Here is a 20,228-nt window from a genome sequence, read left to right as displayed (position 1 = left end):
TGACAAGAACGTTCGGACAGAAGATTTCTGCCCGAACGTTTTTTTGAGTTTAAGGATTTACTTTTCCTACACCCGCATTTGATACAACTTCTGATTTCACATTGTTCACGTTAAGCAAAGAGTAGTTATAAGGAGGGTTGTACGTACCTGTTGAAGACGTTGGCAGGCTACCTGTGCTGTTAATATATGAGTTGTTGATGACATGCCATGTACCGACTTGACGGCTGTCCCAGCTGCCAATGGCATTGTTTGTATTCTCAAATACGTTGTGCTCAATTCTCATTTTTGCGCCCATACGAGAGTTAATCGCAGTTGTATGGATGCCTTTGTAGTAGTTGTTATACACATGACCTTCTCCGTAACGCATAGACGGTACACGAGAATTCAAGTTTTCAAAGCGGTTGTTGTGGAATGTGATTTTTCTGTTGTAGTTATCGTTATCGGAGCTGCCCATCAGCATTGTTTTCCAGCTGTCATGGACATAGTTCCATGAGAACGTAATGTAATCGGAGTCATTTTTCACATCGAATAACCCATCATAGTCATCTTTCCCAGAGTTCAAAGTGTTGTAGAGTTCATTATGGTCGACCCATACGTTTTTAGAGCCACCTTCGATTCCGATGGCATCTTTATCACCGATTTTGCTGTGATGGATTTTGAGGTTGCGGATGATGACGTTATTGGCACGCCATACTTTAATACCAATCCCATTAAATTCGCCGTTTGTCCCTTTACCGACGATGGAGACATTGTTTGTATCTTTCACATCAATTTTATTGGCTGATGTATTAGAAGGAGTAATCGTTCCGTCTACCACGATTTTCAATTTTTCATTTGTTCCTTTGCTTTTGAGGGCAGCTAATAGTTCATTTCCCGTTTTCACCGTCACCGTTTTACCGCCTTCACCGCCTGTTGTACCGCCATTTAATGTGGAGAATCCTTGCTGATTAAAATTGGCCATAATCGAAGGGCTTTCTGGATATTTCGTTGCTGCTTTTGCCTCCCCATTTGGCGCAAATAATGAAGTCACGAGACCAACCGCTAACACACCAGCTAACATTGGAACTTTTTTCTTCAACATGAACATCTCCATTCTCTATTTTGTTTTAATGTAAACGTTTCCAAAATAAGCTGCGATTCAACCGCTCCTCCTTCCTTCGCCAGCATCGCCTCTTTCGGAATGTAGGAAGAGCATAGCACGCAAAAAGGTATCATCGGCTAAGAATTGGAACGAAGTATTCCACGATTTTCAAGGAAACTAAGGCAATGATTATTTCAATTTATCTACATGAGACAAGGATCATTGACGATAGGTATTGGGGTAACCTAGTGATTATGAAAAGGACGTTCTTCTTTTCAAGGAAAATCAAGATGATTACGAAAGCGTCATTTTGTTAGAGACAAAGACATGTCATAATCATTACATAAGAAAAAATTGGATATCAAATAGATCCATGCGCTAAACAGCAGGTAGAAAAGGCCCCAATTAAAAAAAGAAGGTCTATTTTAAACGATGCGATCACCGGTGTCGTCTAATCAATAAGAGATAGAAAGGAAGGAGGGACGTGTTTGGAGCAGACCGAGGAGACTTTATGGATCAAGCGGGCAAAACAGGGGGATGATACCGCATTTACCGCCCTTTATCGGCATCATTATTCGTTTCTTTACCGTTATTTGATGAAATTAACCCTTCAACAAGAGCTGACAGAGGAGATCATGCAAGAAACGATGCTCAAAGCGTACATGAAACTTTCTTCTTTTAGAGGAGATTCATTATTTTCAACATGGCTCATGTCCATTGCATCTAGACAATTTTTAGATCATCAAAAGAAAAGAAAACGTGAACAAACGAGAGAAGGAAAGGCGAATCAAGAAGCCATCCGCCGGTTCAAATGGGATGTTCAGCAAAAAGGCCATACTTGGCATGACATGTGGGATGCTCTAAATGAGTTAAAGGCTCAGGAGAGAGCACCGATCCTTCTCCATTACTATTATGGCTTTACTTACCCTGAAATCGCTTCGATGCTCGGAGTGAGAGAAGGTACGGTGAAATCGAGGGTTCATCATGGGATCAAGAAAATTCGAAAGGAGTGGGACTGATGAAAGAAGATCGTTTCGCCGATCGTTTAAAAGAGGGGCTGCAGGAGCTCGATGAACAAATCGAAGTAGAAAAGCCGAGTGAACAAGCTTTGATGTTGATGCTAAAGCAGGCAAAGGAAAAAGAGAAAAAACGTTTTAAACAAGAAGTGCTGGCGTACATCATCGTCAGTCTGACCATCATGACACTTTTTGCAGCTGCCATTACTCATTTGCCCATCATCTTCATTCTTCTCCAAGTGGTGAGCGTGCCACTCTGTGTGGTTGTCGGCATCAAGGAATACCAACATATTAAAGGAGGGTCCTCCTTATGAGTCAGACGGAAATGATCATCTTATTGTGCGCATTACCGTTACTGTTTGCACAGGGATTTCTCTTATTTATGGATGCCAAGAAAAGAGGGCGTTATAAATGGTTCTGGGGCATCATTGGATTAATCAACTTTCCATCTTCTTCTATTTTATATTGGCTGTGTGTTGTCTTACCTGATCGTAAAAGAGGAGAAAAGCTCAGGAAAGATTGAAAGACGTTGTAAAACTTTTGACCTTTTTTTTGAATGATCATCATCTAGAAAAAATGAAAGTTTCATGAATGTGTCAAAGAAAGCGGGATGTTGAACGTCCAGTTCGTCATTTCTAGCACGATAGTCATTCTTTAAGCGGGTCATTTTCATGACGGAAGGTGATTCTGCTTGATCTATCTCATTTCGGCATCGTTTTCATCTGTTATCAATATTGATCAGTTTTTACAAATGGTGTTAAATTAATCTCAATATGCGTTAGAAAATCTAACAACCAAAGAGTGAGATATTGACAAGGAGGCAGATGAGACATGTTGACCTTAGATCGAGCAGCACAAACAGCACAAAGCTACATCCACCGTGTGCTAGAGGATGTAGAAAAACGGAATCCAGGTGAGGCGGAATTCCAACAAGCCGTGAAAGAAATTCTGGAATCCCTCGTCCCGGTTTTTGCAAAACACCCAGAGTATGAAAAACAGGGGATCTTAGAACGCTTAATTGAGCCTGAGCGGCTTGTGATGTTTCGTGTACCGTGGGTAGACGATGAAGGCAAAGTACAGGTGAACAGAGGATTCAGGGTTCAATTTAATAGTGCCATCGGTCCTTATAAGGGGGGCATTCGTTTCCACCCATCGGTCAATGCCAGCATCATCAAGTTTTTAGGATTTGAACAAATCTTTAAAAACGCACTGACAGGTTTGCCGATCGGCGGAGGAAAAGGTGGATCAGATTTTGACCCTAAAGGGAAATCTGATGGAGAAATCATGCGTTTTGTTCAAAGCTTTATGAGTGAACTCAGTCGTTATATTGGACCTGATCAAGATGTACCGGCAGGAGATATTGGGGTAGGCGCACGCGAAATCGGCTATATGTTCGGCCAGTACAAAAAAATGCGTGGTGCGTATGAAGCAGGTGTCCTGACAGGAAAGAGCCCTGGCTTCGGAGGCAGTTTAGCAAGAAAAGAAGCGACCGGCTATGGACTGGTGTACTTTATGGAAGAAATGTTAAAAGCCCACGGAATGCAATTTGAAGGACGATCTGTTGTTGTGTCTGGGTCAGGAAATGTATCGATTTATGCGATGGAAAAAGTATTGGAATTAGGCGGAAAGGTTGTGGCTTGTAGTGATTCAAGCGGAGCCATTTACGACCCTCAAGGCATTTCACTTGAGACAGTGAAGCAGCTGAAGGAAGTCGATAACCAGCGAATTAGTGCCTACATAGACATTCACCCGCATGCTGAATTGATTGAAGATTGCGAACAAATTTGGTCTCTCCCTTGTGACATTGCGCTGCCATGTGCGACACAAAATGAAATTTCAGAGTCGCAAGCACAGCAGCTAGTGGCAAACGGTGTCATCGCTGTAGGAGAAGGGGCCAATATGCCGTCCACACTTGAGGCCGTCAAAGTATTTGAACAACATGATATTTTGTTTGCACCAGCAAAAGCAGCAAATGCTGGGGGAGTGGGTGTTTCGGCGTTAGAAATGGCGCAAAACAGTGCGAGAATGTCTTGGACTTTTGAAGAAGTAGATGGTCAGTTGAAACAAATGATGCAGTCGATTTATCGTCAGTGTACTGAGACAGCTGAAGAATACGGATACGCTGGAAACTTAATGGTAGGCGCAAATATTGCAGGATTTCGCAAAGTGGCAGATGCCATGATCGCACAAGGCGTCATTTAACTCCTGCTCTCCCGCACCTGTTTATTTCATGACAAGATCGGGAATCGTCTTGTAAGAATGACAATAAGGAGGCGCGGGAGAAAATGAAAAAGTGGCTGAAACAAATTGTCAAATGGGCACCAGTGATTTATCCAGTGGTGAGGAAAATATATAAAGAACGAAAAGCATCCAAAAGTCGTAACGTATCAGCCGGGTAATCCGGCTTTTTTTTATGAAATGCATGAAACAAAAAAATATGCTGTGTGAATGATCCATATCAATTCTCTCTCCGTTAAGTACATAACAAACGGAAAGAGGAGGCAAAACAGATGAAAATGAAAAAAGCATTTTTAACGATCCCGCTTAGTGCAGCATTATTATTACCAACTGCTCAAATGGCAAGTGCACACGAAGGACATATGCATGGGGATGCAAAAAAGTCGTCATCATCACAAGAGGTGTCAAATAAAGCAACGGATCTTCGCGCAGCGCTTGATCAGCTCTTCTCAGAGCATGCTTATTTAGCAGTGATCACGATGCAAAAGGGAATTGACGGCAGTAAAGATTTTGATCAAGCAGCCGCAGCGTTAAATGAAAACACGAATGATCTATCAGATGCGATCGCCTCTGTGTATGGAAAAAAAGCAGGGAAACAATTCAAAGAGATTTGGTCAAGCCATATCGGCTACTTCGTTGATTATGTACAAGCGACAGCGAAAAAAGATGAAGCAGGTAAAAAGAAAGCGGTCAAAGAGCTTGATCAATACCGCATGAAACAAGCTGATATGCTTGATAAAGCAACAGGTGGAAGATTGAAAGCAAGTGAACTTGAAGAAGGGTTAAAGATGCACGTCAATGAACTGCTAAAAGCTTTTGACAGTTACACAGAAAAGGATTTTGATACAACCTATGAAACGGTCAGAAAATCCATTCATCATATGTTTGAAGTAGGTAAAGGTGTATCATGGGCGATTACAGATCAATTTCCTGGGAAATTTGATCAAAAATCAGTCGATACTCCAGCGGCAGATCTTCGTGAGGATTTAAACTACTTGTTCTCAGAGCATTTGGCACTCGCGGTAGTGGCAATGCAAAAAGGGAATGATGGCAGCAAGGACTTTGACCAAGCGGCAGCAGCCTTAAATGAAAATACAAATGATTTATCAGATGCGATCGCTTCTGTTTATGGAAAAGATGCAGGAAAACAATTTAAAACGATCTGGTCCAGTCATATCGGATATTTAGTTGATTATGTTAAAGCGGATGCATCAGGAGACGAGCAGGCAAAAGAAAAGGCTGTCAAAGATTTAGATGCTTACCGTATGAAACAAGCAAAATTTTTAGATCAAGCGACAGATGGACGATTGAAGGCGGCTGACTTAGAAGCTGGGTTGAAAACCCATATTGATGAGCTCATCAAAACGTACACGTCTTATCATCATGGTGAATATGATCAGCTGTACCCGACTGTCAGAGAAGCATACGGCCATATGTTCATGGTTGGTCAAGATGTCGCATCAGCTATTGTCGATCAGCATCCTGACATGTTCAAATCCAACATGCCAAATGAGATGCCGAAAACAGGTATGGGAGGCACAGCTGGTCCATTAGGTATGTCATATGAAGCATTTGCTGGGATGATGGCAAGTCTCATCTTAGCCGGAGGTGCAGTGGGGGCGTTCTTTCTCATTCGCCGTAAACCATCAAATTAAGCAGGCATCAAGACAAGAGGGAACGTGCACAATCGTGCCGTTCCTTTCTTCAAAAGGAGGTCGACTTGCGTGAAAAGATGGCTGTTTGGTATTCTGACGCTTTTCATCATCACGGGCTGCGCATCCCAATCAATAGATGAAAAGTCATCCTCTGAAACTGCATCATCTTCTGAGCCAATGACAGCAAAACAAGCCAAGAATCCATCTCATTCACACGACACGTTAAAAGATGAGCCATCGGGTATTGTGCCAGCTGACATCTCCATTCCAGCGATTGATGTCCAAGCAAAAGTGGAGAAAACGACTTTATCAAAGGATGGCAGTATGGGTGTTCCGCAAAATTCAGATCACACAGCTTGGTTTGAAGATGGTCCGAAGCCTGGTGATAAAGGGAATGCTGTCATAAATGGTCATGTTGATAATAAATGGGGTCCAGCTGTTTTTTATCGACTAAAGGAGCTAAAAAAGGGAGACAAAGTCATTGTGACATCCTCGTCAGGGGAAAAGCGAACCTTTGAGGTTCTCAAGGTGAAAAGCTATCCGCGCGAAGAGAAACCAAATGCTTTTTTCGGGTACGCCTTTACACGGAATCTCAATTTCATCACATGTACGGGAACTTTTGATCATGCAGCCGGTACACATGAAAAAAGATTGGTTGTCTTTACACAACTGATTTCCTCATAAGAAAAAGGCGGATACACGGAGGTGTAACGCCTTTTTTTCATGATTTCCACAACAGCATCTTAGAAGAAGATTCATAGGTCATTAGATATGGTTGGTTGTATAAATAGGGGCGTTTGTCATATAAATGAGTTGGCAATTTTTATTTCTTTTCAGTAGAATATGAGTAATGAAGAGAACTATAAGCGTATACAACCTGTCCAAACAAGGCAGATTCTCCACCCTAAATGAAGGAGGTCGACCTAATGCTGAGTAAAAGACTGGCGCACATTTTAAGTCAGCTGATGGCAGCTGAGACTCCTCTCACGAGCGCTGCGCTTTCTGTCAGTTTACAAGTGACGAGCCGCACCATCCGAACAGACATCAAGGAACTGAATGAGCGTCTAGCCCCTTATCAAGCAGCTGTATCAGCTGTTAGAGGCGCTGGCTATGAGCTGTTGATCAACGATGAGAATGCCTTTCGCCGTTTTATGAAGGAAGAAGTCGAACAGGAAGAACCGCTTGCTATTCTTCCAGAAGAACGAGTTCGATTTATTTTGAAAAAGCTGCTTCTAGCGGAATCATATGTGAAGCTGGAAGACTTACAGGAGCAGCTGTTTATTAGTAAATCGACGATGAGTAATGACATGAAATGGGTCAAACGTAAGCTCGAACCCTTTGATCTGAAGCTGGAAGCAAAGCCGAATAAAGGCTGCCGGATCAAAGGATCTGAGATGAAAATCCGTTATTGCATGTCAGAATATTTATTCAATGAACGGCGTTCCTATCAAACCATGCTGAACACGGCGGTTACGATTTTGCCAAAACATGAGCTGGAATTGATTCAGAGAACCATGATTGATTATATCAACGAGGAAAAAATGAATCTATCAGACATTTGCATGAATAATCTAATTGTTCATATTGCTATTGCCTGTAAACGGATTAGACACGGAAACTATGTATCTGTGCTGCCTGAAGAAATCAACGAAATCCCAAGGGCAAAAGAATACAAGGTAGCCCAAAAAATGGTTGAGCGTCTTGAAGGGCTGCTAGATGTCTCATTTCCACAAGAGGAAATCGTTTATATCGCCATTCATTTGCTAGGAACAGCCAAAATGGTACAGTCTTTTTCAACGGGCGGTCAAAAACAAATTGTGGATGATGACACGAGTCGTCTTGTTCAGCTGATGCTGAAAGCCATTGATCAAAAATTGCAGCTGGATTTAGCGGGAGATGCGGAATTGCTGATTGGCCTCAGTTTGCACTTAAAGCCAGCGATCAATCGGTGTAAGTATGGAATGAATTTAAGAAATCCAATGCTTGATGAGATCAAAGCGGGCTATCCAATTGCCTTTGAAGCAGGGATTGTGGCGAGCAGGGTCATTGAAGAAGAGACAGGTTTGTCCATTCATGAAAATGAGATCGGCTATATGGCACTTCATTTTGGTGCGGCCTTAGAGCGCAGGAAAATGGAGATACCACCGAAGCGATGCCTGATTGTCTGTGCGTCTGGTGCTGGGAGTGCAAGGCTACTTCAAGATCGTTTGCGGTCACAATTTGGGTCGAAGCTGACCATTTTAGGAACAGCAGAGCTTTATTCCCTTCCGCATGTCTCTTTACATGCATTGGATTTAATTATTTCGACCATTCCCATTCATATGGATTTACCGATTCCGGTCATTCAAGTGAACACGATTTTAGGAGGCAGTGATTTTTTAAAAATAGAAGATGCTTTGACAAGTGAAACAAGAGTGACATTAGCTACGCAATATATGAAAAAGGAATTGGTCTTTACAAAACGTGGCTTTCAAACAAAGGAAGAGGTCATACACTTTCTCACGCAAAAGGTCATTGACATGGGCTTAGCGCCAGCAGAACTTACACAATCTGTGATGGAAAGAGAAGAGTCTGCACCGACTTCATTTGGGCATTATACAGCGATTCCGCATCCGATGACCCCGTTGACAGAAGAGACGTTTTGGGCGATCTGTACATTAGAAAAACCGATTATTTGGGGAGAGAAAAAAGTTCAATTTGTGTGCTTGCTTTGTGTCGAAAAAGAGAATGCCAAAGACTTAAAAGGCATGTACCGTCTGCTTGGAGAGCTTGTCCATCATGTGAAATTTATTCAGCACCTCATCACCTGTGACACCTTTGAAGACATGCTGGATGTCATGGATAAAAAAGCGCCTTCGTACAAGAACTAATGGTGTGATATTAACTTTTTCCGCTTCCTAAAGGAAAAAGTATGGGTGTTTATGAAAGCGGTTTCATAATATGATGAATGTGTAAAGAAAAGCTTCATACTTCAAAAAGGGGGCGTTTACAATGAACATTTTATTAGTTTGTGCAGCAGGTATGTCAACAAGCTTACTTGTCACAAAAATGGAGAAAAGTGCACAAGAACAAGGAAAAGACTATCGTATTTGGGCAGTATCTGGAGATGCTGCAAAAAATCATATTGATCAAGCCGATGTGCTTTTATTAGGACCTCAAGTTCGTTATTTATTACCGCAAATGAAAAAACTCGGAGAAGACAAAGGAATTCCAGTAGACGTGATTAATACCGTGCATTATGGCGTATGTAATGGTGCTGAGGTTTTAAAATCTGCTGAACAGTTAGTGAACGGATAAAGGGGGCGGAAGGGATGAATGGATTCAACCGATTTCTAGAAGAGAAGGTTATGCCGTTTGCAGGAAAGATTGCCGCTCAAAGACATTTACAAGCATTGCGTGACGGAATCGTTTTAACCATGCCTCTCATTATCGTCGGTTCACTGTTTCTTATTTTAGCCAACCTTCCGATTCCAGGATACAGCGATTTTATGGCAAGTGTCTTCGGAGCCGAATGGGCCACGAAACTATCCTATCCTGTGAATGCCACCTTTGACATTATGGCACTTGTTGCGACCTTTGGGATCGCGTACAGGTTAGCTGAAAAGTATGCAGTCGATGCACTGTCATCTGGTGCAATTGCTGTCGCAGCTTTCCTCCTAGCCACACCTTATCAAGTACCGTTCACACCTGAAGGATCAACAGAAGCTATCCTAGTGAATGGCGGTATTCCCGTCACACTGATGGGCAGTAAGGGGCTATTCGTTGCCATGATTATTGCCATGCTTTCCACCGAAATTTACCGCTTTATTGTACAGCGGAATATCGTCATCAAAATGCCTGATGGTGTACCGCCAGCAGTTAGTAAATCGTTTATCGCACTTATTCCAGGTTTTGTGGTCATCACGCTGATCTGGGTCGCTAGGCTTCTGATTGAGATGACACCTTTTGAGAGTATTCATAATATCATCACGGTCTTAATCGGCACACCACTATCCATTCTTGGTGGAAGCTTAGGCGGAAGTATCGTTGCCATTGGTGTGCAAATGCTCCTCTGGGCATGTGGTATTCACGGAGCCACCATTGTCGGTGGAGTCATGGGTCCGATTTGGCTCGGTGCGATGGATGAAAACCGTCTTGCCTTCCAAGCAGGAGAAGTGCTGCCGAATATTTTCACAGCGCAGTTCTTTGAAATCTTTATCAATGTCGGCGGAAGCGGCGCGACGCTTGCTTTGGTACTGACCATGATCTTGCGTGCGAGAAGTAAACAAATGAAACAGCTTGGCCGTCTTGCGATTGGGCCAGCCATCTTTAACATCAACGAACCGATCATTTTTGGAATGCCGATTGTGATGAACCCAATGCTTCTCATTCCGTTTATCCTTACCCCAATTATGATGATCATCACCACATATATCGGAATGAGCACAGGACTTGTAGCAAAACCGGCAGGGATCGCTGTCCCGTGGACAATGCCGCCAATCATTTCAGGCTATCTCGCAACAGGCGGGAAAATCTCTGGTGCGGTCATGCAGCTGATTAACCTTGCCTTGTCATTTGCGCTATACTATCCATTCTTTAGAATGTGGGATAAGCAGAAATTGAAAGAAGAAAATGAGCTTGAAGCAAAAGCATCAACAGATGAAAATGTCGTCAGCATGTAATAGAGGGAACAAGGGGGATGCGGCCGATGGAAATGGAACAAATTGTGTTTCAACTCATCTTGCACGGTGGTAATGGCAGAAGCTCGGCCATGGAGGCCATTACATGTGCAAAGCAAGGCAATTTTGATGAGGCGAAGCAAAAATTGCAGGAAGCACAAGACGCGTTAAATGAGGCGCATCACGCACAGACAGAGCTGATCCAAGGAGAAATCAGAGGAGAGAAAACCGACGTCAGTCTCTTGATGATTCATGCACAGGATCATCTGATGAACGCAATGACCGTCAAGGAGCTTGCAGCTGAAATCATTGAGCTTCATGAAAAAATGAAGCAATTCGGAGGTGTCAATTCATGAAAGACGGAATCAAAATTGTCACAATAGGCGGTGGATCAAGCTATACGCCTGAGCTCGTCGAAGGGTTTATTAAACGATATCAAGAATTGCCTGTAAAGGAATTATGGCTTGTGGATATTGAAGCGGGTCAGGAAAAGTTGAACATCGTAGGTGCCCTTGCAAAACGTATGGTCGAAAAAGCAGGTTTGCCGATTGAAGTGCACCTCACTCTTGACCGCCGGGCAGCTCTGAAAGATGCGGACTTTGTCACGACACAATTTCGTGTAGGACTGCTCGAAGCCAGAGCCAAGGATGAAAGAATCCCGCTTAAATATGGCGTCATTGGACAGGAAACGAATGGTCCAGGCGGGTTATTTAAAGGTCTACGCACCATTCCAGTCATTCTAGACATCGTGAAGGATATGGAAGAGCTTTGCCCAGATGCCTGGCTGGTGAACTTTACAAATCCAGCTGGCATGGTCACAGAGGCGGTGTTACGCTACACGAATCTGAAAAAAGTGGTCGGTCTATGCAATGTGCCGATTGGAATCAAAATGGGCATTGCAAAAGCGCTGGATGTCGATGTCGAACGCATTGAAGTACAATTTGCAGGCCTCAATCACATGGTCTATGGCTTAGATGTGTATTTAGACGGGGTCAGCATTATGGATCAAGTGCTCGATGAGTTAGGAAATCCAAATAGCCAGTGGTCCATGAGGAATATTGAAGCGAAAAACTGGGAGCCTTCTTTCGTCAAAGGCTTAGGGGTCATTCCATGTCCGTATCATCGTTATTACTATAAAACGAAAGATATGCTGGAGGAAGAACAAAAAGCGGCTCAAGAAAAAGGAACAAGAGCAGAGGTTGTGCAGCAAGTCGAGCATGAACTATTTGAGTTATATAAAGACCCAGATTTATCGATTAAACCGCCGCAGCTCGAAAAAAGAGGCGGGGCTTATTACAGCGATGCAGCATGTAATTTGATCAGCTCCATCTATAATGATAAACATGACATTCAACCGGTAAATACAGTGAACAGAGGAGCAATTGCCAGCATTCCGGCCGAATCAGCGGTTGAAGTGAACTGTATTATTACAAAGGACGGACCGAAACCAATCGCGACAGGTGATCTGCCTGTGGCTGTGAGAGGACTCGTTCAACAAATCAAGTCCTTCGAGCGTGTGGCAGCTGAAGCAGCTGTGACAGGAGATTACGAGACGGCTCTTGTCGCCATGACCATCAATCCACTCGTTCCATCTGACGAAATTGCAAAGCAAATCTTAGATGAAATGCTTGAAGCGCACCGTGAATATTTACCGCAGTTCTTCAAATCAGTAAATGCGTAAAATAAAATGGCCCCTTTATGGGGTCGTTTTTTATGATTTTTTCATATGGAAACCGGAGAAAGCAGTGTATGATAGAAAAAACAACATGTACTGCTTCAAAGAAAGGACGGTTAGAATATGGTGGCAATTGGTTTAATGCTTTACGGCTTTATCGTTCAACCTCTACTTAGTTACGGCACAGTGGTTTTGTTTTTGTATGGAATCATCGCTTCATTTATTGGCCTGATTCGGCATAGACAGGATGTGTGGATGTATGTTCTCCGCCTGCTCGTTTGTTTTACTATTCCAGTAACCAATCTGTTAATGTATTTCGCAACCATCGGTGGAGATGAAAGAGACTTTGATTTCCAGCCGATGCCGCCAGTTTATCATCTTGTTTTTATCCTAGAAATCATCATCGTCTTTTTACCAGAGATCTTTTTACTGATCGAGAGAAAGCGGAGTATCAAAGGGAAACAGTGGATATATGCAGGGGTCATTGTGGGGATATCGGTCTTGTTTTGGTGCACGATTTGATGAGAGGCTGACTGACATCTAAGTCTTTTTCGCCTTTTTATTGCGTAACCTCTTTCGCCTCACTTTTACAAAAGTAATGGAAAGAACAAGGATAGAAATTCCGAGAAACTTAAATAGAAAACGGGTGAAGAACGGTGAATCATCGAAACCTGTAGCGATGATGATCGATCCGATGCAAATCCCAAAGAACGCTAGTAAATAAGTAAAAAACATATCATCACTCCTTAAGCGTGGAATAGATCCATATTTTCCATTATGAGGTAGCGAAGGAGATAAAGAAACAAAAAAAGAACCCTTCATCAAATGAAAGGTTCTTTCGCTTGCTTATGCCTGCTTGACGACCGAATCGACTTCTACTGTCCAGCCGAAGATATCTGGCTGAGTTCCTTTTTGGATTCCAGTAATCGCTTCGTACAATTTCTTCGATACTTCGCCTGTTTGACCATTTTGAATGACGTATGGCTGATCGTGATAAATTAATTCACCGACAGGAGAAATGACGGCTGCCGTTCCTGTCCCGAAGATTTCTTCAAGTTCACCTGACTGATGTGCTTCGATTAACTCATCAATTGAAATTTTACGTTCTGTCACAGGGATTTCCCAATGCTTTAACAGCTCAAGCACAGAATTCCGTGTGATCCCTTCTAAAATGCTGCCGTTCAGTTCAGGCGTCACGATTTCTCCGTTGATTTTAAAGAAGATATTCATACTACCGACTTCTTCAATATACTTTTTCTCGATGCCATCAAGCCACAGGACTTGTGAAAATCCTTTCGTTTCAGCAACTTGCTGTGCTTTCAGGCTTGATGCATAGTTTCCAGCTGTTTTGGCATTTCCTGTTCCGCCTTTAACAGCGCGGACAAATTCGTTTTCCACCGCAATTTTGACCGGATGAATGCCTTCTTTATAATAAGAACCTACTGGAGATAAAATGATGATCAGCTTATAGGTGCTTGACGGTGCAACACCTAAATAGGGCTCAGTAGAAATAATGAATGGACGAATATACAAAGAAGTGCCCTCTGCATCAGGTACCCAATCCTTATCAATGCGAATGAGTTCATTTAAGCCTTCTAAAACCGTTTCTGTATCAATTTGCGGGATACATAGGCGGTCATTTGATCTGTTTAAGCGTTCCATATTTTTTTCGGGACGGAATAAGAGAATCTTTTGATCCTCAGACACATACGCCTTCAAGCCTTCAAAAACAGATTGGCCATAATGATAAACCATAGAAGCTGGATCCATTGGAATCGCCTGATAAGGGATAATTCTCGGATCATACCAGCCTTTATCAATTGAATAATCCATCACAAACATGTGGTCTGTGAAGATTTTTCCGAATTCAAGTTGATCAGATTGAGGTTTTGGTTTTTTTGTTGAACTAAGTTCAACGCGGATGGGTTGTTTTGGCATCGTAAATCTCCTTGCTGTTTGATTATTTGAAAATTCTAATAATATGAAATAATTATGATTCTATTCTATACCTTCACAAAATATTAGCAATAGGTTTTCTGGAATTCAGACAAGAAAAATCTGTTAAAGCGCTTTCCTCCTCTCTGTCGTGGTTTTACTGAAGTTTCCCCTTAGAAATAAAATCCAATTTCATTATTAACTGATTAATCTGACAATTTAAAAGCGATTTGTTTTCCTGTAAGATATTCTTTCAACCATACACCTTTTGACTAGTACATTGCAAGGGGCATTGCCATATTTTAATCCTCTTTTTTTTAACCGATAAAGGTAGAAGAGAGTGGAAGGGAGCAAACAACGAGATGAAACGAATGATATCAGGCGCCTTATTGATTTTATTGATGACCGTCATTAGTTTTGGCTGTCAAGCGATGACGGAGGAGGCTGGTGCGAAGCAAGGTACTGCCTATTACGTCGCAGCAAATGGGAACGACAAACATCCAGGGACAAAGCAAAAGCCTTTCCGTACGCTGAAAAAAGCGGCAAGTATCGCGAAAGCTGGGACAACAGTTTATATGAGAGGCGGTACATACAAAGAGAGATTGATTGTCCGCCATTCTGGAACAAAGAAAGCACCAGTTGTTTTTCAAGCGTATGGAAAAGAGAAGCCTGTCATTAGCGGAGCATCTCTTAAAGGAAATCAAGCAGACGGAGGTCTCGTGAAGATTGATCAAAAAAGCTATATCACCCTGAAAGGTTTGACAGTCGGTCATATTAAAACGAATCAAGAAGATGTGACACCCATCGGTATATTCATCACAGGCAGCGGCAAAGGCGTCAAACTGCTTAACAACCGTGTGTACGACATTCAGACGACACATCAAAATGGGAATGCTCATGGCATTGCGGTCTATGGAACGAAAGCACCTGCAGCCATTGAAGACATCGAAATCAAAGGAAACACTGTGGAAAAGTTAAAGCTAGGTTTTAGTGAAGCCCTTGTGCTAAACGGAAACGTGAAAAAATTCCGCGTGACACATAATACAGTCCGGCATACGGACAATATCGGGATTGATTTAATTGGTTTTGAGAATGTCGCACCTTCTAAAAAGTATGATCAAGTGCGAAATGGTGTCGTATCTAGAAACAAAGTTTATGAGATTACGAGTGTTGGGAATCCAGCGTACGGCAAGGACATCTCCGCAGGAGGAATCTATGTGGATGGCGGGAAAGACATCGTGATTGATCATAACATCAGCCATCATAATGACCTTGGGATTGAGGTCACAAGTGAACATAAAGGGAAGATGGCCGAACGCATTCGCATTGAGCACAATCAAGTATATTTAAATCGTTATACAGGCATCTCCATTGGCGGCTATGACAAGAAGCGGGGCGGAACCACAAACACGACCATCTCCCATAACATTTTGTACAAAAATGACACAGCCGGCTTAGAAGGCGGTCAATTGCTCATGCAATATCAATCGGTGAACAATCGAATCACGAATAATATCATGACAGCCAGTGCTTCGCATTACTTAGTCGTGAATCTCTACGAAGTGAACAAGAAGAATACATTCCAAAAGAATGTCTACGATGACCGCAAAGGTGCAAAAGCCTCACAATGGGTATGGCGCGGGAAATGGCTGGAAGGCTACAAAACGTATCGCTCGAAAAGCGGTCAAGATAAAGGATCAGCACACCTTAATCCCCAATTTGTGAATGAGAAAAAATATGATTTCCGTCTTAAGGCATCATCACCTGCTAAGAAAATCATCGGCAGTTAAACAAGGTATTCGGTGCAAATGATCATTTTAGAAATTTTCAAAAAAGTCATTGACATTGATGAGACATCACATTAAAGTAAAGAAGACATTTCAACTAAAACAAATTTCATAACGGATCTCTTATCAAGAGAGGCAGAGGGACTGGCCCTATGACGCCCAGCAACCGTTTCTATTTAAGAAATTGGTGCTAATTCCTGCAAAGCTGTTACAGCTTTGACAGATAAGAGAGGAAGACTTCCCGATACATGTTTCATGCAACGGTGATCAAGCCTCTCTTTATCAAGAGAGGCTTTTTTTGATCTCTTTTTTTAGAATCAAAAGACTGGGTTCACAGGCATATTTCCACTTCTTTACCTAGTTTTCCGATGTGAAAAATAAAACAACTTGAGGAGGAACAGCAATGAAACGTAAATATTGGACATCATCTCTTGTATTATTGACGGTCCTGACCGTGCTATTATCTGGTTGCGGTACGGGATCAAGCGCAGGCTCAAAGGCTAATGCAAACGAAAAGGTCTCCTTTGACAATGTCCCGAAGCGATTTGCAAAAGGACAGGGAGCAAAAATTAAAGTCATCCGTAAAATTGGCGGGGACGATCATACTGCTCAGTTTTTAGCAGGAACGAAGGCAGAAGGTGAAGCGCTAGGCTTTACAGTAGATGTCTACACGGCAAATGGTGATACGGCGAAGTTTCATGATGCTATTTCTCAAGCACTAGAAGAAAACTATGATGGCTTTATCATCTCTCATGGGGATGATGAGGCGACAGTCGCTGATGTGAAGAAGATCACAGCGAAAGGCATTCCAGTTGTGGCGTTTGATTCAAATCCGAAGCTGAAGGACATCAAAGGGGTCACAGTGACGTCTCAAGATGACGAGCAATTAGCGAAAAAATCATTAGATGCACTCGTGGCTGATTTTAAAGGGAAAGCAAATATTGCGTATCTTTGGGTAGACGGATTCCCTCCAATGGTGAGACGAAACAAGGTGTACCAAGAAACGCTCAAACAGCATACAGGAATCAAGGAACTTGACCGATTTGGCGTTGCGGCCTCTGATACATCAGTTCAAACACAAAATGCGGTTGCGGCTATGCTAAATAAATATCCAAAGGGTAAACTGGATGCGATTTTTGCCACGTGGGATGCATTTGCGATTGGTGCCGCAAGAGCTTTAAAAGAAGCAGGGAGAACCGAAGTGAAGATTTACGGTATTGATGTGTCTAATGCCGATCTGCAAGAAATGACTGCGAAAGACAGTCCTTGGAAGTACACTGCCGCTGTCGATCCGAAGCTCATTGGCGCAATCGACGTAAGGATTCTTGCGAAGAAACTAGCTGGCGAGAAAACGCCATCTTCCTATGACCTTGAGGCCTCTCTCATTTCACAAAAGCAGCTTCAGGATGCAGGAAAGGCCATCAATATGGTCAATCTTGCAGATGAAGTAAAAGGATTCGGATCATCGACTGCTTTTGAAGAAGACTGGATGAAGACCTTGAAGAAGCATTATGCAAAATAAACAACGTGCACTCTCTTTTCATAGAGGGTGTTTCGTTTTTCAATTGACGATCAGGAGAGAAGGAGGACACCTATGACAACGCCGCTTGTTCATATGAAAAACATTTCGATTGAATTCCCAGGAGTCAAAGCGTTAGATCAAGCAAATTTCACATTAAGAAAAGGCACAGTCCATGCCCTGATTGGGGCGAACGGCGCTGGGAAGTCAACGTTAATGAAAGTTCTCTCTGGTGCTCATTCACATTTTGAAGGAACCATCCACATCAATGGCGAGGCTGCGACCATTCATACACCGAAGGATGCGGCCTCATACGGTGTGCAGACCGTCCATCAAGAAGTGGATACAGCTCTCGTGCCATATTTAAGTGTTGGCGAAAATATGATGATTCATGAAATGGAGAAAAAACCATTCGTCCGTTGGAAAGAGATTCACCGCAAGGCAGCACAGCTGTTAAAAGAGATGGACATTGACATCTCAACGAAGCGTCTTGTGAGTGATTTGACACTGGCAGAAAAACAAATGGTGCTCATTGCCAAGGCTGTGTCGATCAAATGCAGCATTTTAATTTTAGATGAACCAACCGCTCCACTTAGTCATGCAGAAACAAGCAAGCTATTCTCAATGATTCATCAATTGAAAAAGAACGGCACAGGCATCATTTTTATCTCGCATCGCATGCCAGAAATTTTCAACATCTGTGATGAACTGACTGTGATGAAGAATGGAACTGATGTGGCGGCGCACCTCATTAAAGAAACCGATCCAAAGCAGGTCATTGAAGAAATGCTTGGCGCGCCATTAGAGGATCAATTCCCATCTCGTACAACGCTTGAGGATGCACCGATTGTGCTTGACGTGAAAGAGTTGCATGACCAGCATAAATTAAACAACATTCATCTTCATGTGAAAAAAGGAGAAATTCTCGGGATTGCAGGACTAGTCGGTGCTGGTAAAACAGAATTGTGCAAAGCCCTATTCGGCGCCTCAGAAAAAAAGTCAGGCACTGTGCAGCTGCATGGTCAAACCATTCATATCAAGTCGCCTCATCACGCTGTGAGAGCGGGTATTGCCCTTGTGCCTGAGGAACGGAGAAAAGAAGGGATTCTAACAGAAGAAACTGTTGGATGGAACGTAACAGCTGCAAGTCTACGTTCGTTTACACGGCCGTTCAGCTTTTTACATCGTTCTAAGGAACGGAAGGCAGCAGATGGAATCGTCAAGCGGCTTGGCGTCAAGACACCTTCTCTTGAAGCGAAGGTGAAGCATCTCTCTGGTGGAAATCAGCAAAAGATTGCGATTGGAAAATGGCTGTTGGCTGAGGCGGATGTCTATCTCTTTGATGAACCAACCAAAGGTGTAGACGTTGGAGCAAAAAAGGACATTTTCTCCCTTATTGCAGAACTAGCTGCAAGAGGAAAAGCGGTTATTTATGCTTCAAGTGAGCTTTCAGAAATTGCAGGAATTGCCGACCGAGTATACGTCTTATATGATGGCAGCATTGCCCGGGAAATGACGGCACCAATGACTGAAGAAGAGCTTTTATATCATTCAACAGGAGGACAATCATGAGTGAACGACAAGTTTCAGCCCCAGTTCAACAAATCAAGAAACAGCGGCCATCCTTTCATCTGTTTGATTTCTTTTATCAATATGGCACCATCTTAACGATTGTCGTATTGATTGTTGTCTTTGCGGCAGCCAATCCGGCATTTTTACAGTCAGGAAATATCATCAATATTTTACGATCGATCTCGATTGTAACCATCATTGCGGTAGGGCTGACGATCTCCCTAGCAGTGAATGGCTTTGATTTATCTGTAGGCTCAGTTGCTACGTTATCAAATGCAATTGTGATCTCCATGTTTGTATGGTTCTCGCAAAACCCACTCATTGCGATCCTTTCTGCGCTGGCGGCTTCTCTTATTGTCGGTTTGCTGAATGCTTGGATGATTGTCAAAATGAAGATCCCAGATATGCTCATGACACTAGCCATGATGTTTATCATTCAAGGGCTGGCACAAACCTATACGAAAGGTGCGACCATTTCTGAAAATATGGTGCTGCCTGATGGCACTTTTTCAACTGGCACCATCCCTGCCTTTTTCAGCAAGATTGGGCAGGTCCCCTATATCATTTTGATTATGGCGGCAATTGTGCTTTTTGCACATGTTTTTATGACTTACACAAAGCATGGGCGGTTGATGTATATCATTGGTGGAAATAAAGAAGCCGCTCGATTATCTGGTATTCATGTGAACAAATACAAAATCGCAGCATATCTGTTGTCTGCTTTATTTGCGGCGATCGGTGGTATCGTGCTGGCATCAAGGGTGATGACAGCAGAAATTAACGCAGGAACGCCATATTTAATGGATGGGGTAGCTGCTGCTTTTATTGGGTTTTCAGTCATGGGAGCAGGTAAACCAAACGCATTCGGTACATTTATTGGTGCGGTGCTCATCGGTATTTTGCAAAATGGACTTGTGATGATGTCTGTCCCGTATTATGCAATGGATATCGTGAAAGGATCTGTGCTTGCACTGGCACTCGCGCTGACTTATTACAAACAGCGTGGCTAAGATGTATTTTTTTAAAACCATTTACGTCCTCTCTCCGTCTAGTAAACGGAAAGCAGTGTAACAGCTGTTTGCCAAAAGGAGA

Annotated in this window: 19 protein-coding genes and 1 riboswitch; of the genes, 17 read left to right on the top strand and 2 right to left on the bottom strand. The window is 42.8% G+C overall.

All coding sequences use genetic code 11. The annotated features are described in order from the left end of the window. Nucleotides 1-49 precede the first annotated feature (49 nt). On the bottom strand, nucleotides 50-1,081 hold the full coding sequence (locus MHI20_RS11945; protein ID WP_008345573.1) for a pectate lyase family protein: 1,032 nt from the start codon (nucleotides 1,079-1,081) through the stop codon (nucleotides 50-52). Between the two features lie 488 nt (nucleotides 1,082-1,569). Between MHI20_RS11945 and sigY the strand changes: the two genes are divergently transcribed. The 13 genes from sigY (at nucleotide 1,570) to MHI20_RS11880 (ending at nucleotide 12,845) form a co-directional block, all read left to right on the top strand. After that, nucleotides 1,570-2,100, top strand: coding sequence for an RNA polymerase sigma factor SigY (sigY, locus tag MHI20_RS11940; RefSeq protein ID WP_340938603.1), 531 nt, complete (start codon nucleotides 1,570-1,572; stop codon nucleotides 2,098-2,100). After that, nucleotides 2,100-2,411 (top strand): YxlC family protein, encoded by a 312-nt coding sequence (locus MHI20_RS11935; protein ID WP_045033786.1) that lies wholly within the window; start codon nucleotides 2,100-2,102, stop codon nucleotides 2,409-2,411. Before sigY ends, MHI20_RS11935 begins: the two co-directional genes overlap by 1 nt. Then, complete coding sequence (locus tag MHI20_RS11930; RefSeq protein WP_008345569.1) at nucleotides 2,408-2,620, top strand: hypothetical protein; 213 nt, start codon at nucleotides 2,408-2,410, stop codon at nucleotides 2,618-2,620. Before MHI20_RS11935 ends, MHI20_RS11930 begins: the two co-directional genes overlap by 4 nt. A 308-nt stretch (nucleotides 2,621-2,928) precedes the next feature. Next, the gene (gene gdhA / locus MHI20_RS11925; RefSeq protein ID WP_008345568.1) at nucleotides 2,929-4,299 is read left to right on the top strand and encodes an NADP-specific glutamate dehydrogenase; all 1,371 of its coding nucleotides are present in this window, start codon (nucleotides 2,929-2,931) and stop codon (nucleotides 4,297-4,299) included. A gap of 83 nt (nucleotides 4,300-4,382) precedes the next feature. Further along, nucleotides 4,383-4,496 carry a hypothetical protein gene (locus MHI20_RS11920; RefSeq protein ID WP_008345567.1) on the top strand — a complete coding sequence of 38 codons (114 nt, stop codon included), beginning with the start codon at nucleotides 4,383-4,385 and terminating at the stop codon, nucleotides 4,494-4,496. A gap of 111 nt (nucleotides 4,497-4,607) precedes the next feature. Further along, nucleotides 4,608-5,990 (top strand): hypothetical protein, encoded by a 1,383-nt coding sequence (locus MHI20_RS11915; RefSeq protein WP_019743488.1) that lies wholly within the window; start codon nucleotides 4,608-4,610, stop codon nucleotides 5,988-5,990. Nucleotides 5,991-6,059: 69 nt separating this feature from the next. Then, entirely contained in the window at nucleotides 6,060-6,674 is a 615-nt protein-coding gene (locus MHI20_RS11910) for a class F sortase (protein ID WP_340938597.1), read from the top strand. 242 nt (nucleotides 6,675-6,916) lie between these two features. Then, nucleotides 6,917-8,860 carry a BglG family transcription antiterminator gene (locus MHI20_RS11905; RefSeq protein WP_100324629.1) on the top strand — a complete coding sequence of 648 codons (1,944 nt, stop codon included), beginning with the start codon at nucleotides 6,917-6,919 and terminating at the stop codon, nucleotides 8,858-8,860. 121 nt (nucleotides 8,861-8,981) lie between these two features. After that, nucleotides 8,982-9,287 carry a PTS sugar transporter subunit IIB gene (locus MHI20_RS11900; protein ID WP_007497889.1) on the top strand — a complete coding sequence of 102 codons (306 nt, stop codon included), beginning with the start codon at nucleotides 8,982-8,984 and terminating at the stop codon, nucleotides 9,285-9,287. Between the two features lie 14 nt (nucleotides 9,288-9,301). Continuing rightward, on the top strand, nucleotides 9,302-10,651 hold the full coding sequence (celB, locus tag MHI20_RS11895) for a PTS cellobiose transporter subunit IIC (protein WP_007497888.1): 1,350 nt from the start codon (nucleotides 9,302-9,304) through the stop codon (nucleotides 10,649-10,651). A gap of 26 nt (nucleotides 10,652-10,677) precedes the next feature. Beyond that, nucleotides 10,678-11,004, top strand: a complete 327-nt coding sequence (locus MHI20_RS11890; protein ID WP_008345561.1) for a PTS lactose/cellobiose transporter subunit IIA — start codon at nucleotides 10,678-10,680, stop codon at nucleotides 11,002-11,004. Continuing rightward, nucleotides 11,001-12,329, top strand: coding sequence for a 6-phospho-beta-glucosidase (locus MHI20_RS11885; protein ID WP_007497885.1), 1,329 nt, complete (start codon nucleotides 11,001-11,003; stop codon nucleotides 12,327-12,329). Before MHI20_RS11890 ends, MHI20_RS11885 begins: the two co-directional genes overlap by 4 nt. Nucleotides 12,330-12,446: 117 nt before the next feature. Continuing rightward, nucleotides 12,447-12,845, top strand: a complete 399-nt coding sequence (locus MHI20_RS11880; RefSeq protein WP_100324630.1) for a hypothetical protein — start codon at nucleotides 12,447-12,449, stop codon at nucleotides 12,843-12,845. Between the two features lie 324 nt (nucleotides 12,846-13,169). On the opposite strand, the gene MHI20_RS11875 is transcribed toward MHI20_RS11880, so the two are convergent. Beyond that, complete coding sequence (locus MHI20_RS11875; protein WP_008345553.1) at nucleotides 13,170-14,261, bottom strand: branched-chain amino acid aminotransferase; 1,092 nt, start codon at nucleotides 14,259-14,261, stop codon at nucleotides 13,170-13,172. 359 nt (nucleotides 14,262-14,620) lie between these two features. On the opposite strand from MHI20_RS11875, the gene MHI20_RS11870 reads away from it, so the two are divergent. From MHI20_RS11870 to MHI20_RS11855, 4 genes are all read left to right on the top strand, one after another. After that, complete coding sequence (locus MHI20_RS11870) at nucleotides 14,621-16,048, top strand: DUF1565 domain-containing protein (protein ID WP_212359567.1); 1,428 nt, start codon at nucleotides 14,621-14,623, stop codon at nucleotides 16,046-16,048. Nucleotides 16,049-16,165: 117 nt separating this feature from the next. After that, nucleotides 16,166-16,275, top strand: a riboswitch (SAM riboswitch). Between the two features lie 173 nt (nucleotides 16,276-16,448). Further along, complete coding sequence (locus tag MHI20_RS11865) at nucleotides 16,449-17,567, top strand: sugar ABC transporter substrate-binding protein (RefSeq protein ID WP_007497873.1); 1,119 nt, start codon at nucleotides 16,449-16,451, stop codon at nucleotides 17,565-17,567. A 72-nt stretch (nucleotides 17,568-17,639) separates the two neighbouring features. Continuing rightward, nucleotides 17,640-19,136, top strand: a complete 1,497-nt coding sequence (locus tag MHI20_RS11860; RefSeq protein ID WP_268430380.1) for a sugar ABC transporter ATP-binding protein — start codon at nucleotides 17,640-17,642, stop codon at nucleotides 19,134-19,136. Then, nucleotides 19,133-20,146, top strand: coding sequence for an ABC transporter permease (locus MHI20_RS11855; protein ID WP_017368303.1), 1,014 nt, complete (start codon nucleotides 19,133-19,135; stop codon nucleotides 20,144-20,146). The genes MHI20_RS11860 and MHI20_RS11855 overlap by 4 nt, the downstream gene beginning before the upstream one ends. Nucleotides 20,147-20,228: the final 82 nt, after the last annotated feature.

Source organism: Bacillus sp. FSL K6-1106 (assembly GCF_038005245.1).
GTDB classification, from domain to species: Bacteria; Bacillota; Bacilli; order Bacillales; family Bacillaceae; genus Bacillus; species Bacillus altitudinis.
Note: the sequence above shows the minus strand (reverse complement) of the source record. Positions and strands in the feature narration are given on the sequence as shown.